Source organism: Eubacteriaceae bacterium Marseille-Q4139, assembly GCA_018223415.1.
Classification (GTDB): Bacteria; Bacillota; Clostridia; order Lachnospirales; family Lachnospiraceae; genus CABSIM01.
In genome coordinates, this window is sequence record JAGTTQ010000001.1 from 3635394 (window position 1) to 3650799 (window position 15406).

Sequence of the window (15406 nt, forward strand, 5' to 3'; positions counted from 1 at the left end):
AATATGGCAGCAGATCAGAATGGCATGGCTTGACGGCTATGCAGCAGGATGACAGCCGCGCGGACGGCTTTTGCGGCAGGAGGCTGCAAAGATGTGAGTGGACGGCGGACAGATTGGAAAGGACAGGTCTTTTGATGTTTACAGACAGTGCAAAGGTATTTATTAAATCCGGAAACGGCGGAAACGGCCATGTGAGCTTCCGGCGCGAGCTCTATGTGGCAAACGGCGGGCCGGACGGAGGCGACGGCGGAAGAGGCGGCGACATCATTTTCGAGGTGGACGACGGCTTAAACACCCTTGTGGACTTTCGGCATGTAAGGAAATACGTCGCAGAAAGCGGCGGGGAAGGCGGAAAGCGCCGCTGCCATGGCGCGGACGGAAAGGATCTCATCATCAAGGTTCCGGAAGGAACGGTCGTTAAAGACATGGAATCCGGAAAAGTGATTACCGACATGTCCGGTGAGAACCGCCGGGAAATCATTTTAAAGGGCGGAAAGGGCGGCCTTGGCAACATGCATTATGCCACGGCTACCATGCAGGTTCCCAAATACGCACAGCCTGGAAAGCCAGGTCAGGAGCTTTGGGTTCAGCTTGAGCTAAAGGTAATCGCTGATGTGGGCCTCGTGGGCTTTCCTAATGTAGGAAAATCCACATTGCTTTCCAGGGTTTCCAATGCCCGGCCGAAAATTGCAAACTATCATTTCACCACCCTGAACCCGCACCTCGGCGTCGTGAACATGGGAGACGGAAACAGCTTTGTTATGGCAGATATTCCCGGCCTCATAGAAGGCGCTGCCGACGGAGCCGGACTCGGACACGAATTCCTGCGCCATATCGAGAGGACAAAAATTCTTCTCCATGTGGTAGATGCGGCTTCTGTCGAAGGACGCGATCCGGTGGAGGACATCCGGACGATCATGCAGGAGCTTGAGGCATATAATCCAGGCCTTCTTGAGCTTCCGCAGGTGATCGCAGCCAATAAAATGGACGTGTTTTATGAGGAAGAGGAGAGCCCAATTGCACGCCTCAAAAGGGAATTTGAACCGGAAATCCCGGTTTTTGCAATTTCTGCTGTCAGCGGAAACGGTGTGGAAGAGCTTTTGGCGCATCTGTTCCAGCTTTTAAAATCTGCCGACCGGACGCCGAAAATTTTTGAAAAAGAGTTTGAAATCGAATACCAGGGAGACAGGAATCTTCCTTATACGGTGGAGAAGGCAGAGGACGGCGTCTATGTGGTGGAAGGCCCGAGGATCGAGAAGATGCTTGGATATACGAATCTGGATTCCGAAAAGGGCTTTGACTTCTTCCAGAAATTCTTGAAGCAGACAGGAATCCTGGCCGATTTGGAAAAAGCTGGAATTGAAGAAGGCGACACTGTCCGCATGTACGGGCTGGAATTCGATTACTACAAATAAAGGAGAAAAACTATGACGAGCAAACAGAGGGCTTATTTAAAGGGGCTTGCAATGAACATGACCCCAATCCTCCAGATTGGCAAGTCCAGTCTGACGCCCGAAGTGACCCAGTCTGCGGCGGAGGCGCTGGAAGCCAGGGAGCTGATAAAGATCCACATTTTAAAGAACTGCGCCGACGATGGGAAAGAGCTGGCGGCCATGCTGGCAGAGCGCACCCATTCGCAGGTTGTCCAGGTCATCGGCAAAATGATTGTATTATATAAGCCGGCAAAAGAGGAAAAGGACAGAAAAATCGTCCTTCCGCAGTAAGCGGGCCTGCCAGGGAAAGGAAGCTTTGTATGAAACGCATCGGCATCATGGGCGGCACCTTTGATCCTGTCCATAACGGGCATCTGCTTTTAGGGCGGCAGGCTCATGAAGAGTTTGATCTTGATGAAATCTGGTATATGCCGTCGCATATCCCGCCCCATAAAAAGGATCATCTGATTACGCCGGGGGAAGACAGGATCCAGATGCTTAAGCTGGCATTAAAGGACATCCCTTACTGCAAGGTTTCGGATTTCGAGATGAACCGGCCTGGGAACACGTACACGGCCAGGACACTTGAACTTTTGAAAGAGAAGTATCCAAATACAAGGTTCTACTTCATCGTGGGGGCAGATTCCCTGTTTCAGATTGAATCTTGGTACCATCCGGAAAAGGTAATGGCCCTGGCTTCGATTCTTGCGGCAGGAAGGCAATATGAAAGCCACGGCATCACGCTGGCCGAGCAGGCCGAGCATCTTAAGCAAACCTATGGCGCCGATGTCCATCTGCTCCATAATGAAGAAAACGCTGCTGCGTCGGCTGATATCCGCAGGCGTGTACGGGAAGGAAAGTCCATAAGCGGAGTCGTGCCAAAAGCCGTTGCAGAATATATCAGAGACCGCCGCCTTTACGTGGCCGGCGGGGACGGAAAGGAACTGTGATCGCACAGGATGGATGAGAGAGTACCGGAAATAAGAAAACATTTGAAAAAAAAGCTGGATCCCATGCGGTATGAGCATACGCTTGGGGTCTCTTATACCTGTCAGGCTCTTGCCATGCGTTATGGGTATGATCTTGACAAGGCAGAGCTGGCGGGGCTTCTGCACGACTGCGCCAAGCGGTACGACGGGGAAACCCTGCTCTCCAAATGTCTTGCCAGGAATCTTCAGGTAACTCCGTCAGAGGAGAGGGATCCGTCCCTTCTCCATGCAAAGCTCGGCGCTTACATGGCCAGAGAAAAGTATGGCGTCGAGGATCCGGAGATCCTTCAGGCCATTGAATGCCATACTACGGGACGCTGCGGCATGACGCTTCTCGATAAAATCCTGTACGCGGCCGACTATATTGAGCCGCGCCGGTATAAGGCGGGAAATCTTCCCGAGATGCGGAAGCTGGCTTTCCTGGATCTTGATGAGGCATGCCTTGCGATTATGGAAAGTACCCTGACCTATTTAAGATCCCGGGAATTTTCTATTGATACTGCGACGGTTCTCGCCTGCGAGGATATGAAGCGTGCCGTCGAAGAAAAAAGGAAGCATATAAAAATACAGGATATCAAAAATCAAATGGAAAGCAAGGAGGAAACTGCATTTGAAACAGTCAAAAGAGCTGGTGAAAATCGCCGTAGAGGCATTGTCCGAGAAAAAAGGAGAAGATATAAAAATTATCGACATTGAAAATGTCAGTGTCATTGCCGATTATTTCGTTCTGGCAAGTGCATCCAACACGAACCAGACTCAGGCGCTTGTCGACAATGTGGAGGAACAGCTTTTCAAGGCCGGCTATGAATGCAGGCAGAAGGAAGGAAACAGCAGCTCTACATGGGTGCTTTTGGATTACGGCGATGTGATTGTTCATGTATTTTCAAAAGAAGACAGGCTGTTCTATGATCTGGAGCGGATCTGGCGAGACGGAAAGGTCATGGAATCGCTGGAAGAATTAGAGTAGTTCATATAGAATTTTTACGCAGGCGGACGCCGGAGTTTTCCGGAATCCGCCTGTTTTGCTGCACAGGCCCGGCAGGCAGTAACATACTTATATGAAATGGCATTTGCCGGGCGTAAGAACATGAATCACGATCACGCGGAATGTTTGTCTGCGATGATGCAACAGGGAAAATCCTCCCTGCGCGATATTTGCCGTAAAGGCCGTGCCGCCGGACACATTTCCAGACTTCCACATGCTGCTGCCGCACAGTTTTGTCCTTAATTCATGATACGGAACAGTCCAATGACTTTTCCTAGGATCTGCACATCATCAACGATAATCGGCTCCATGGAAGAATTCTGCGGCTGGAGACGGTAGTGGCCGTCTTCCTTATAAAAGGTTTTAACTGTGGCAGAATCATCCACGAGAGCAACAACCATTTCCCCGTTTTCTGCCGTGGACTGACTGGATACAAGCACCTGATCTCCATTCAGAATACCGGCTTCGATCATACTTTCCCCTTTTACGCGGAGCATAAAGATATCCTTATTCGGAAGCATTTCCGCAGGAAACGGCATATAGCTTTCAATATTTTCCTGTGCCAGGATCGGCACGCCGGCCGCCACCGTCCCGATGAGCGGGACGTTCACCATTTCCCGCCGCGTCAGTGCAAAATCATCATCCAGAATTTCAATCGTCCTCGGTTTGGTAGGATCCCGGCGGATATAGCCGTTCTTTTCCAGCGTCTCAAGGTGAGAGTGGACGGAGGACGTGGACTTTAAGTTGACGGCCTCGCAGATTTCACGCACGGCCGGCGGGTATCCCTTCTTTAATATGGTTTCTTTAATATATTCTAAAATCTCTTTCTGTTTTTCGGTGATTCTTCCCTGACTCATATGACTCTCCTTATCTATGTAATAAAATCAGAACGGTTTCAGATATCAGATGGGACTTTTGGATTCAGCAGGACGCCTGCTGATTTTCCTGTTGTCTATATACTAACATATGTTCGAGAAAAAAGCAAACCTTTGTTCGAAAAAAATCAAAAAAATGTTGACAAACGTATGTTCTGAGTATATAATCCAAATCAGAACAGATGTTCTCGAACCTACGTTTGAAAGGAGAGTATGAAAAATGAAAAAAACATTAGTCCTTTTTATTGTATCTGTAATCGTAATTTCATGTTTTTTTGGCAAAACGCTGGTGATGGCAAATGCAGAAGAAAACCATCCGCCGCGTTACCGTTACTATACAAATATCGAAATTCAGGAAGGAGATACCCTCTGGACGATTGCAGAGCAGTACTGCGAAAATTCCGGAATGGATGTCAGGGAGTATGTCCGAGAGCTGCAAAAAATGAATCAGCTTTCCAACGATCATATCCTGGCAGGAGATTCTCTGGCAGTCGTCTATTTTACGGACACACCGCTTCCGGAATAGGACTGCCTCCGGCAGGACTGTCAGTCCTCCCGGAGCCTGACACGGTTTCTTGCCATCCTGCGCCGTTCGTCCTCTAAAGCTGCGTAATGTTTCTTTGTCGTATTTACATCGCTGTGGCCAAGGACGTCGGCAACCAGGTAAATATCTCCTGTTTCGCGGTAAAGATTCGTGCCATAGGTGCTTCTAAGCTTATGCGGCGTGATTTTTTTTAAAGGAGCTGCCAGGGACGCATATTTTTTTACCAGATTTTCGACGCTCCTGACAGCCATGCGTTTCTTCTGCATGGAGAGGAAAAGGGCTTCTTCGTGGCCGGGATATGCCTCTATATGCTGGCGCTCTTCCAGATATTTATCGAGGACGTCGCGTACTTCATCGCTGAAGTACACGATAGATTCCTTTCCGCCTTTCCGATAGATTTTGATTCCGCAGGCGTCCATATCCACGTCGTTCATATTAAGCCCTACACATTCAGAGACACGGATCCCCGTTCCAAGAAGAAGAGACATCAGTGCCAGATCGCGCACCTTTGTGATTTCATGATAGCGTTTCTGGCGCTCTGTCAGCTTTTCTCCGTCTTCCACAAGATCCAGAAGCTTTGCTACTTCATCAATTTCCAGGCGGATAATTTCCTTCTGGTGGAGCTTCGGAAGCTGTACAAGGGCTGCCGGATTCTTTTCAATCTTCTGTGTCCGGTAAAAATAGTTATAGAAACTCTTCAAAGAAGAGACTTTCCGCATAATTCCTCGCTCTGTATTGAAGACGTCATCGTCCGTGATGCTTGGATGGCATTTCAGATACTCCATATATTCTTCCAGATCTGTGACATTCAGATCTTCCAGAAAAGAAAGCGGAATCTCTTTTCCAAGTTTCTCAGCCTCGGGATTGGCACGCCTTAAGAATTCAAAAAAGATTCTCAGGTCATAAGCATAGGCAATCCTGGTTCGCGTCGATGTCCGCGGCTCAATTCCACGGAAAAAATCCGCGCAGTAATAGGGCAGTTCTTTTATCAGTCCCCGGAGCCGTTTGATATTTTCTACATCTTTTTGTTCGTGATAGGTCAGTGTTGCCATAGGTCGGCCTCCCTTCAGTTTTATTCAGCCTGCTTTCTCTCTGGCCAGCCAGGGATGTTTCCTTCTGTAATTGCACGGAACAGGCGATCTTTTACTCCGGGTTCATCCCGGTTCAGAGATGCTGTCAGATTTTTCACATATTCTCTTTTTGTTTTTCCGTCAACAGGACACGGATTTTTACATACAGGAAGCTGATATTTGTTTTTAAAGCCGATCACGTCCGATTCGGATACATACAGCATTGGTCGGATAACCGTCAGCCCCATACGGTCGAGATACGTTTTCGGAGAAAACGAATGAAACCGGCCCTCATAGATCAGAGAGAGCAGCATCGTTTCAATTACGTCGTCCTTGTGATGGGCATAAGCCACTTTCGTGCAGCCGGCATCTTTTGCCGCCTGGTTTAATGCGCCTTTCCTCATTTTGGCACAGAGGGAACATGGATTCGACTCTTTTCTGGTTTCAAATACAATCTGGCTGATTTCCGTTGGAATCACCGTATAAGGCACATTGAGTCCGCTGCAAAACGTCCGAATAGCGTCAAAATCCTGATTTCCAAATCCAAGATCCACAGTGAACCCATGGATTTCAAAATGCCGTGGATAAAATTTTTGAAGTGCCTGAAGTGCACAGAGTAACGCAAGGCTGTCCTTGCCGCCGGAAATGCCTATGGCGATTCTGTCACCGTCTTCAATCATGTTGTAATCATCTGCCGCCTTTCTTACTAGGCTCAGCAGTCTTTGAAGCTTCATATGTATTTTTAGGCCTCCTGTCTGATTTTTATTTGAACTATTACCTTGGTCTGATATTTCTCACGAAGAAAAACTTGAAACAGGCGGAGAGGGTATGCTAAGATAGAAAGCAGAGACGCGCTGTTTCGATTTCATATGCCGAGAGGAGATATCAGAAATGGGAAAAATGTTTGAAAAAATCCTGGCTGTTGCCATTGTGGTCTGTATCCTGTATTTATTTGTTGTGTATTACCTTCCATACCTGTTGTAGGCTGCGGTGAGGATGGAAATAAAATGTGTTGGAGTATGGAGAGAGTGTTTTTTATACTATGCGTTAAATATCAAAAAAACGAATAGTTTTGAGCATTCTTATCATATCAGATAATGGTTGGGAAAGCAAGAGGAGAAGAAGAATGCTTGGGGATTTTGGGCGAGATATCAGGAGAAGTTAGCGATGAAAAATATATAATCGCAATAAAGTTTACATAAAAATATTATGTTAACTAAAAGAACATATTGTAAAAGCCATTTGACTTTTTACCCGTTTTCAATTACTATAAAAACGAGGAAGTGATAGCATGAGCGATAATGAATTACTATTAGCTCTCTCCAGCATGATGGACAAGAAATTAAAACCCATCGAGGAAAGACAGAAAAAAATGGAAATCATGATGGAAAACGATATACTTCCAAGGCTGCAAAATATCGAAGCCTGGCTACACCGGCACGTATAAGAGATATGAAACCGGGATAGAAGAACTCGAGGCCATGAAAGCCGATATCGAAATCATGAAAAAGGTTATTGAAGAACATTCTAACAAGCTTAACAAAACAGCCTAAGGAGTACTGCCAATACCGAAAGGAGCAGCGATAACATGACTGATCAGGAAATCCTAGACACAATGAAAACCTTGTTGCAGCCAATAAACAACAAGTTGGGAGGCCTCGAAAACAAGTTGGGAGGCCTCGAAAACAAGTTGGAAGGCCTCGAAAACAGGCTGGAGACCTTTGAACGGGAAACTAAAGCACGGTTTACTGAAGTAAAATCACAAATTCATGAAATCCAACTCACATTAGAGAATGACACCAACAAGAGAATCAACATAGTCGCTGAAGGACACCTCGACCTAAGCCGTAAGCTCGACGACGCACTGAAAGTAGAAAATGAAAAGGAAATGTTACTCTTACGTGTAACGGCACTGGAAAGTGAGGTTAGGCAGCTCAAAAGAAAAATTGAACAGATAGCATAACACGGAAAAAGGGCGGCTCTGTCGTCCCTTTTTTTATGAAGGAGAGACAGAGAGAATGCATATAGGGATGAAACTATCTTAAGTATATGCAATCAAATGGAACTATTCGTTAAAGCTGTCTTTCGCGCATAGTTATGCATATGTCCACAAGCTTGCAATCACACAACACAACTTGGATTTTCTTTGAATTGCTGCTGTTCCATTCCGGAAATCATCAATAATCCTGTATCCTTAAACAACTATTTAAATCTGCAATAAAATACAGCCCAGCTAGGCACTGGGCTATGACTCTACGCAATATCAGTTTCCATTGATTCAATTCGTGTTGATGTTCTTTCAAATCGCTTCGCTGCTGGAACATAATTTTCTGCTAATAACTGTATATTTGGTTTTATCATATTTTCGGCCATTAGCTTAAGATCACGAATATCATCTTTTAAAGGCTGTAACTCTGTTTTTAGCTTCTTTTCTACAAGCTCAGACATGATACTGTTTTCTAGTGTCTTCATTATATTTATCCGATAATAGGTTGTCAAACAATTTGCCCCATCATCCATCCCCCTCAATCGTACAATCCACGTGTTCAAAATTCTTAATTCTTTCCGCACTCCCCTCCCCCCATTGACATAAACATAAAACAATACTATAATCGTAAAAAAATTTAACGGGAGACAGCCTATGTGTGGAATTATTGGATATTGCGGCCCGCTGGATGCCCAAAAGCTATTGCTGGACGGGCTGACCCAGTTGGAATACAGGGGTTATGACAGCGCCGGCATCGCACTTTTTGACGAAGCCTCAAACATTCATTTTATCAAAAAAATCGGGAAAGTTGCTGCTCTGAGAGTCGCCTGTACGGAGACGCCGGTCTCCTCCCACTGCGGTATCGGACATACCCGTTGGGCAACTCACGGCGGCGTAACCGGCGAAAACGCCCATCCTCATATTGTCGGTGATGTTGTCATGATCCATAACGGCATCATCGAGAACTACCACCAGCTTACGGAAAACTACCATCTCCAGTCTGCTCTTCACTCCCAGACAGATACGGAAGTAGCGGCTGCGGCCCTCAATGCAATTTACGGCATAAAAAAAGATCCCATAGCATCCATCCGCGAGCTTCTGGCTGAAATTAAAGGCTCCTACGCCTTCTGCATCATGTTTGCCGACCGGCCAGGTGAAATCTATGCAACACGGAACGTAAGCCCCCTTGTGGCAGCCTATACGGCGTCTGGCGCACTCATCGCGTCGGACCTGACAGCTCTGCTTCCATATTCCCGCAGGTATTTTGTCGTCCCGGAGGGAACAATCGTAAAAATGACGGCTTATAACATCACGTTCTGCGATCTGGACGGAAGCCGCAGGGAGCCGGAACTTTTGGAGGCCTCCTGGAACACGGATGCTGCCATGAAAAACGGGTTCGACCATTTCATGCTGAAAGAAATCCATGAACAGCCGGAAGTCTTTAAAAAGACGATTCTTCCGCGGCTGAACAAAGGCCTCCCGGATTTTTCCGATGACGGAATCCCGGATGATGTGTTTCAGAATTTGGACAGTATCCGTGTCATTGCCTGCGGAACTGCCATGCATGCGGGAATGGTTGCCAGAGCTTTAATTGAACCGCGGCTTCGGATTCCTGTGACTGTCTCCATTGCATCAGAATTCCGATACGAAGAGCCGCTTATCAATGAAAAAACGCTGGCTATCGTGATTTCTCAGTCCGGTGAAACCATCGACACTTTAGCGGCTCTTCGCCTTGCGAAGGAATGCGGTTCGCCGGTTCTCTCCATTGTCAACGTAAAGGGCTCTTCCATCGCCAGGGAAAGCGACTATGTCCTCTACACACACGGCGGCCCGGAAATTGCTGTTGCCAGCACGAAGGCCTACACAGTCCAGCTTGCCGCTTTGTATCTTGTCTTCTGCAAAATGGCACTGGTGCGCGGAAGATATACAGAAGAACAGGCGAGGACATTCACGGCCGACCTTCTTGACTGTGCGGCAGCCATGGAGAAAATGATTGGCCAGAAGGACTCCATCCGTGAGACTGCCGTCCGCATTTCGGCTTCCCCGGATGCCTTCTTTATCGGCCGCGGCATGGATTATGCCTTTTCCCTTGAGGGCGCCCTGAAGCTAAAGGAGATTTCCTACATTCATGCAGAGGCATACGCCGCCGGAGAGCTGAAACATGGAACCATAGCCCTGATTACAGACGGTATGCCGGTGATCGCTATTGCCACACAAAAGCACATTCTGGCGAAAACGCTTTCCAACATACGTGAAGTAAAAGCGCGCGGTGCTTACGTCATCCTGCTGCTCGGAGAAGAAACTCCTTTGGAGAACGGCATTGCCGATACGGTGATACGCATCCCAAAAACAGATGACGAATTTACGGTATTCCCCATCGCTGTTGTCCTTCAGCTGATCGCTTACTATGCCTCTGTACAAAAAGGGCTTGATGTGGATCAGCCGCGGAATCTCGCAAAATCGGTGACCGTCGAATAGGCCGAAGGCCATTCGGCCGCAAGAAAAAAGCAGGCCTGTCCCGCCTGCTTTTTCCTTCCCTGAAAGGATGATTTATTTTTTCGCATACGCCTGCTTTTCTTCTGCAAACGCCCGGATAATCCGAATGGCCCCATCCATGCCTACTTTGCTGCTGTTGATGCAGAGGTCATAGCTCTTGCAGTCGCCCCAATGTTTGCTGGAATAGTAATTATAATAGCTAGCTCTCTTTTTATCCGTTTTAATCATGATATCTTTTGCTTTGGATTCCGTCACCTGGTACCGCTCCTGGAGCGTCTTTAGCTTGACATCCTCGTCGGCACAAATGAAAACCGTCACCACGTTTGGAAAGTCTGCCAGCGCATAGTCGGCACAGCGGCCGATGATGACGCAGGATTCTTCTGATGCAAGTTTTTTGATGGTATCAAACTGGGCAAGGAAGATTTTATGATTGATCGGCATATCCATATAAGCGGAATTCGTGTATCCCATGGAATATGAATCCATTACGAGGGAATACAGAAAGCTGCTGGTGGGTTTTTCATCATGCGTTTCAAACAGCTCTCGGCAAAGCCCGCTGTTCTTTGCCGCCAGGGTCAAAAGCTCTTTGTCATAACACTTAACCCCCATTTCTTCTGCAAGTTTCTGTCCGATATGTCTTCCGCCGCTTCCGCACTCTCTTCCTATTGTAATAATCAGATTTCCACTCATAATATACCGCTCCTTTCTGGCAATTTTATGCTCTTATCTATATTATACAATATTTTTCCGAAAATGCAATCATAAATCATAAAAAGTACAATTCATGTGGCTGGTTCTAAATGACACTGGGATCCCAGTCGGAAACATAACTACAATGCGAAAAATATTTGATATCAACAGAGGGAGTTGTTCCTCTTTTGGTACAGAACAGGTTCGTGATGGAAAAACATAGGCATAGATGTTATAATGCATATGTAGGAAAAACAATAATAAATCAGAATCTGTAAAAGAGTTAATATAAGGCAGGCTATAATAATGGATTTGATTTCAAACGGCAATACAGCTGAAATATTTGAATATGATAGTCATTTAATATGCAAATTATTTTATAGGAATTACCCCTCACAATATGCCGAACATGAATTCAATAATGCGAGAGCTGTACTGAAATCAGGCATCAATACTCCGACTGCTTATAAAATGGTATGCATTGATGGGTGTGTTGGAATTATCTATGATAAAATCGATGGAGAAACCCTCTTATCCAAATTATCAAACAGGGAGGTTCAAGACATATGGCTTGAGAAATTCGTCAATTTTCATAAAGAAATGATAAGTAAAACTGTCGCCAATGTAATGGATTACAAGGCTTTCCTCAAACTGCTCGCCGGGGATTCCCCGGAACTCCTAAGAAAAATCAAAGGCCTGGAAGACGACATACGCCTGCTTCATGGTGATTTCCACCCTGCCAATCTTATGGTGGATACGGCGAGAAATATGGTTTTGATTGACATGATGAATGTCTGCAAGGGACCGGCAGCATATGACGTCGCAAGAACCTATTTTTTGCTTGGACATGAGAAACAGCTGCAAAGAATGTATTTAGAAAAAATGGAATTTGAATTATCCGAAATTATGCCCTATTTCGAGGTGATTTCATCTCTTCGAGCAAAGGAATCCCCAAAATAAAAAGAACAGCCAGCCCTCCCGCGCCAACTGTCCTTGCTCAGACATAAATACAAATTCTTCTTCTCTCTCACTCTCTCGGCAGAGTCCTTAAAAGCTTTTCAAAATATTCCGGCAGCGGCGCCGAAAACTCCATATACTTCCCGCTCCGCGGATGCACAAATCCAAGGACACCGGCATGGAGTGTCTGGCCCTCGAGCCGGTAGGGACACCTGGCCGGGCCGTAAACCGCGTCGCCGAGAAGCGGATGGCCGATGCTTGCCATGTGGACACGGATCTGATGGGTGCGCCCGGTCTCCAGCCGGCATTCGATATGAGTATAATCACGAAACCGGTTCAGCACATGGTAATGCGTTACCGCCGGCTTCCCGTTTCTCTCATTGATGCTCATCTTCTTTCTGTCCTGGGGATTCCGCCCGATGGGCGCGTCCACCGTCCCCTCGTCTGTTTTCAGGCGGCCATGGACAATGGCCTGGTACCGCCTCGTAATCGAATGTTCCTTTAACTGCTCCGCGATGGAACGGTGGGAAACATCATTTTTGCAGGCGATGATGACGCCGGTGGTGTCCATGTCGATCCGATGGACAATCCCCGGCCGCAGCACGCCGTTGATGCCGGAAAGGCTGTCACGGCAATGGTACATGAGCGCGTTGACAAGCGTGCCGGAATAATGCCCGGCAGCCGGATGGACGACCATTCCTTTCGGCTTGTTGACAAGGATCACATCCTCATCCTCATAAAGAATATCCAGGGGAAACGGTTCCGGAAGGATTTCCGGCTTGGCGGCCTCCGGCACCTCAAAAACGATCAAATCGCCCTCTGAAAGCCGGAAACTGGCCTTTACGGCCTGGCCGTTTACCGATACCTCCCCCGACTTTAAAAGCTTCTGGAGGAACGAGCGGGAAAGCTCCTCGCACTGTTCGGCAAGGAATTTGTCGATCCGGTCGTCTGTCCCGTCCTCCTCCACAAAAATTTCCTGTCTCAATCCGTCTTCTCCTTTTTGTCTGAGAGGAAGGAAAGCTCCTCATCCTTATAGAAAAATCCAACCAGCAGAATCAAACAGGCGGCAGACACGACTACAAAGCAGTCCGCCACATTAAAAATCGGAAAGTCAATCAGCTTAAAGTAGAAAAAATCCACCACAAAGCCACGCATTGCCCGGTCAATCAGGTTTCCGAGAGCTCCGGAAGCGAGAAGCACCATGCAGGCAAACAGCGGGAAAAACCGCTTCTCCCACGGGAGCCTGGCAAGAAAAAGGAGCACAACGACGAGCACCGCACCGGCCACGAGAAAGAAAAAGCCATGCTTTCCCTGAAGGATCCCGAAGGCTGCCCCCCGGTTTTCCGAGTACAGAAGCTCAAATACGCCGTTCCATATCACAATGGGCCCGCCGGTACGCAGGCCGTTATAGGCAAGGGCCTTTGTCCACTGGTCGAAGGCTGTCAGGAGAGCCGTGAGCACAGCGAAAAGCCCGTACCGTTTCCATAATTTATCCATGAAAAACCTCTCAAGTCTTACAGAATGACAGAAAGCGCCTCTTTCATCTCTTCCTCCGACACCGTCCTGTCAATAAAGGCATGGCCGATCCCATCAAGAAGGATGAACTTGATTACTCCGGCTTCCATCTTTTTATCATTTTTTGTCGCGCGGATGACATCCTCCGGACGAAGGCCTGATACATGGGAAGGGATGCCGTAAAGCTCCATGGCCCTTCTGTAAGCGTCCATATCCGCCTGGGACACAAGGCCGCGTTTCCGGCAGATCTCCATGGCAGCCAGGGCGCCGAGGGCCACACAGTGCCCGTGAAGCATCGTCAAACATTTAAGCTTTTCAATGGCATGACCGAGGGTATGGCCGAAATTAAGCGTGGCACGCTCGTTCTGCTCGGTCGGGTCGATCTCCACCACTTCCCGCTTAATCATGCAGCTCCCCGTTATCATCATACGGCAGGCCTCAGGATCCAGTGCCAGTATCCTTTCATGATTTTCCATGAGCCAGGAAAAATATCCGGCATCACGGATCAGCCCGTGCTTGATGACCTCTCCCATACCGGCGGTAAACTGCTCGGCCGGAAGGGTTCTTAAAACGGAAATATTCATGTAGACGAGCCGCGGCATGTGGAACGCACCCACCATGTTTTTATAGGAGTCAAAATCCACGCCGGTCTTTCCGCCGATGCTGGAATCCACCTGGGAAAGGAGCGTCGTCGGGATCTGGATGAAGCCCACGCCGCGAAGGTACGTGGCAGCCGCAAAGCCGCAGAGGTCGCCGACTACGCCGCCGCCAAGAGCAATCAGGATATCCTTTCTGTCAAAATGCTCCAGGATTAAGTGCTCGTAAAGCCCGCGGACCGTGTCCAGGTTCTTGCTCCCCTCTCCTGCCGGGAACACATACTCTGCGACGGCAGAAGCCTTGTCCGCAACGGCCGCACGCACGGCCTCAAGATAAAGCGGCGCCACATTGGCATCCGTCACGATGCAGAATTTTCGCCCGGAAAGCCCCAGTGCGGCGATCTCCTCCCCAAGCCCGTCAAAGGAATCCCTGAGTACAATATCGTAAATCACATCCCCGTCCCGGCGGATGGGGATCCGCTCCAAACTGTTCATTTCCATGTCGTATCCTCCGTTACTTGTACTGGCGCAGCGTCACCATCGTGCGCCCCTTTTTCGTCTGGCTTCCCTCTCCGGCAAAGGAAAATTTCCCGATCCCGCGGATGGAAAGAATATCTCCTTCATGGACAGGCTGGCTCGCAGAAAGCACCAGGCGGCCGTTTAAAAAGACTTTCTCCCCTTCGATGAGAGAAACTGCCTTCGCGCGGGAAAGACGGCCTGCAAGGGCCGCTATGCTGTCGATACGGAGAGAGCTTACGCTGCCGGTGATCTCGTCGTACTCCGGAGCCGGGACGGACACGGCCTCACATGGCGTCACAGAGACGCTTGTATGGCGCACCGACACGAGATTCTCCGCCAGGTACCGGCTCATTTCCTTCAGTACGAACACATAGGCCTCCGTACCGTGCACCAGGATATCGCCCATGACAGAACGCTCGACGCCCAGGTTCATGATGGCGCCCAGATAATCCCTGTGGGTCAGGGCCTCGGCGAACTTCGCATTTAACGGCGAAATCCTCAGACATTCAAAAGGAGGTTCCCATAAAACCTCCTCATATGACGGAAGAAAGCAAACAACCTTCCTCTCCGCCGCCTCGTATCCGCCGGCCAGTTCATACCGCACCGGCGGAAGCGAGCCGGCAATGGTCTGGAAAATTGTCTGCTCATTCAGGGTCAGAAAATCCGTATGGACAGGAACATCACGCCGGTAAGCATTACCTGCAAGCTCCTGTATTCTGTTTCTGAAAATCTGCTCCTCTTTTTCCATGG

The 15406-nt window shown here is 48.3% G+C and carries 19 protein-coding genes; 10 read left to right on the top strand and 9 right to left on the bottom strand.

Translation table 11 applies throughout. The features are described 5' to 3' along the window. Positions 1-134 precede the first annotated feature (134 nt). From obgE to rsfS, 5 genes are read left to right on the top strand one after another with little or no spacing between them, the layout of a single operon-like run. Complete coding sequence (gene obgE / locus KE531_17375) at positions 135-1415, top strand: GTPase ObgE (protein MBR9955362.1); 1281 nt, start codon at positions 135-137, stop codon at positions 1413-1415. Between the two features lie 12 nt (positions 1416-1427). Then, entirely contained in the window at positions 1428-1724 is a 297-nt protein-coding gene (gene yhbY, locus KE531_17380; protein MBR9955363.1) for a ribosome assembly RNA-binding protein YhbY, read from the top strand. Between the two features lie 29 nt (positions 1725-1753). Further along, positions 1754-2383 carry a nicotinate-nucleotide adenylyltransferase gene (gene nadD, locus KE531_17385; protein ID MBR9955364.1) on the top strand — a complete coding sequence of 210 codons (630 nt, stop codon included), beginning with the start codon at positions 1754-1756 and terminating at the stop codon, positions 2381-2383. A gap of 9 nt (positions 2384-2392) precedes the next feature. Further along, on the top strand, positions 2393-3118 hold the full coding sequence (gene yqeK / locus KE531_17390; GenBank protein ID MBR9955365.1) for a bis(5'-nucleosyl)-tetraphosphatase (symmetrical) YqeK: 726 nt from the start codon (positions 2393-2395) through the stop codon (positions 3116-3118). Next, positions 3033-3389 (top strand): ribosome silencing factor, encoded by a 357-nt coding sequence (gene rsfS / locus KE531_17395; GenBank protein ID MBR9955366.1) that lies wholly within the window; start codon positions 3033-3035, stop codon positions 3387-3389. Before yqeK ends, rsfS begins: the two co-directional genes overlap by 86 nt. A gap of 257 nt (positions 3390-3646) precedes the next feature. Here the strand turns inward: rsfS and lexA are convergent, their stop codons facing one another. Next, positions 3647-4264, bottom strand: coding sequence for a transcriptional repressor LexA (gene lexA, locus KE531_17400; GenBank protein ID MBR9955367.1), 618 nt, complete (start codon positions 4262-4264; stop codon positions 3647-3649). Positions 4265-4502: 238 nt separating this feature from the next. On the opposite strand from lexA, the gene KE531_17405 reads away from it, so the two are divergent. Next, on the top strand, positions 4503-4808 hold the full coding sequence (locus KE531_17405; protein ID MBR9955368.1) for a LysM peptidoglycan-binding domain-containing protein: 306 nt from the start codon (positions 4503-4505) through the stop codon (positions 4806-4808). A gap of 20 nt (positions 4809-4828) precedes the next feature. Here KE531_17405 and KE531_17410 read toward each other — a convergent pair whose 3' ends face one another. Both KE531_17410 and KE531_17415 read right to left on the bottom strand, forming a co-directional pair. Then, positions 4829-5878 (bottom strand): tyrosine-type recombinase/integrase, encoded by a 1050-nt coding sequence (locus KE531_17410; GenBank protein ID MBR9955369.1) that lies wholly within the window; start codon positions 5876-5878, stop codon positions 4829-4831. A gap of 20 nt (positions 5879-5898) precedes the next feature. Then, on the bottom strand, positions 5899-6630 hold the full coding sequence (locus KE531_17415; GenBank protein MBR9955370.1) for a tRNA 2-thiocytidine(32) synthetase TtcA: 732 nt from the start codon (positions 6628-6630) through the stop codon (positions 5899-5901). A 557-nt stretch (positions 6631-7187) separates the two neighbouring features. On the opposite strand from KE531_17415, the gene KE531_17420 reads away from it, so the two are divergent. Beyond that, entirely contained in the window at positions 7188-7343 is a 156-nt protein-coding gene (locus KE531_17420; GenBank protein MBR9955371.1) for a hypothetical protein, read from the top strand. A 168-nt stretch (positions 7344-7511) separates the two neighbouring features. Further along, positions 7512-7859, top strand: a complete 348-nt coding sequence (locus KE531_17425) for a hypothetical protein (protein ID MBR9955372.1) — start codon at positions 7512-7514, stop codon at positions 7857-7859. 290 nt (positions 7860-8149) lie between these two features. On the opposite strand, the gene KE531_17430 is transcribed toward KE531_17425, so the two are convergent. After that, on the bottom strand, positions 8150-8368 hold the full coding sequence (locus KE531_17430; protein MBR9955373.1) for a hypothetical protein: 219 nt from the start codon (positions 8366-8368) through the stop codon (positions 8150-8152). 169 nt (positions 8369-8537) lie between these two features. Here KE531_17430 and glmS point away from each other — a divergent pair, with 169 nt between their 5' ends. Beyond that, entirely contained in the window at positions 8538-10361 is a 1824-nt protein-coding gene (glmS, locus tag KE531_17435; GenBank protein MBR9955374.1) for a glutamine--fructose-6-phosphate transaminase (isomerizing), read from the top strand. Positions 10362-10433: 72 nt separating this feature from the next. Here glmS and KE531_17440 read toward each other — a convergent pair whose 3' ends face one another. Continuing rightward, positions 10434-11069 (bottom strand): cytidylate kinase-like family protein, encoded by a 636-nt coding sequence (locus tag KE531_17440; protein ID MBR9955375.1) that lies wholly within the window; start codon positions 11067-11069, stop codon positions 10434-10436. A 306-nt stretch (positions 11070-11375) separates the two neighbouring features. Between KE531_17440 and KE531_17445 the strand changes: the two genes are divergently transcribed. After that, positions 11376-12029, top strand: a complete 654-nt coding sequence (locus KE531_17445; protein ID MBR9955376.1) for a phosphotransferase — start codon at positions 11376-11378, stop codon at positions 12027-12029. Positions 12030-12096: 67 nt separating this feature from the next. Here KE531_17445 and KE531_17450 read toward each other — a convergent pair whose 3' ends face one another. The 4 genes from KE531_17450 to KE531_17465 are packed head-to-tail and all read right to left on the bottom strand — an operon-like array spanning position 12097 to position 15404. Further along, a complete protein-coding gene (locus KE531_17450; protein ID MBR9955377.1) occupies positions 12097-13011 on the bottom strand; it encodes an RluA family pseudouridine synthase in 915 nt (304 codons plus the stop codon). After that, on the bottom strand, positions 13008-13523 hold the full coding sequence (lspA, locus tag KE531_17455; protein ID MBR9955378.1) for a signal peptidase II: 516 nt from the start codon (positions 13521-13523) through the stop codon (positions 13008-13010). The genes KE531_17450 and lspA overlap by 4 nt, the downstream gene beginning before the upstream one ends. A 17-nt stretch (positions 13524-13540) precedes the next feature. Beyond that, on the bottom strand, positions 13541-14632 hold the full coding sequence (gene aroB / locus KE531_17460) for a 3-dehydroquinate synthase (GenBank protein ID MBR9955379.1): 1092 nt from the start codon (positions 14630-14632) through the stop codon (positions 13541-13543). A gap of 19 nt (positions 14633-14651) precedes the next feature. Next, positions 14652-15404: an RNA-binding protein gene (locus KE531_17465; protein MBR9955380.1), complete on the bottom strand. Its 753-nt coding sequence runs from the start codon at positions 15402-15404 to the stop codon at positions 14652-14654. Positions 15405-15406: the final 2 nt, after the last annotated feature.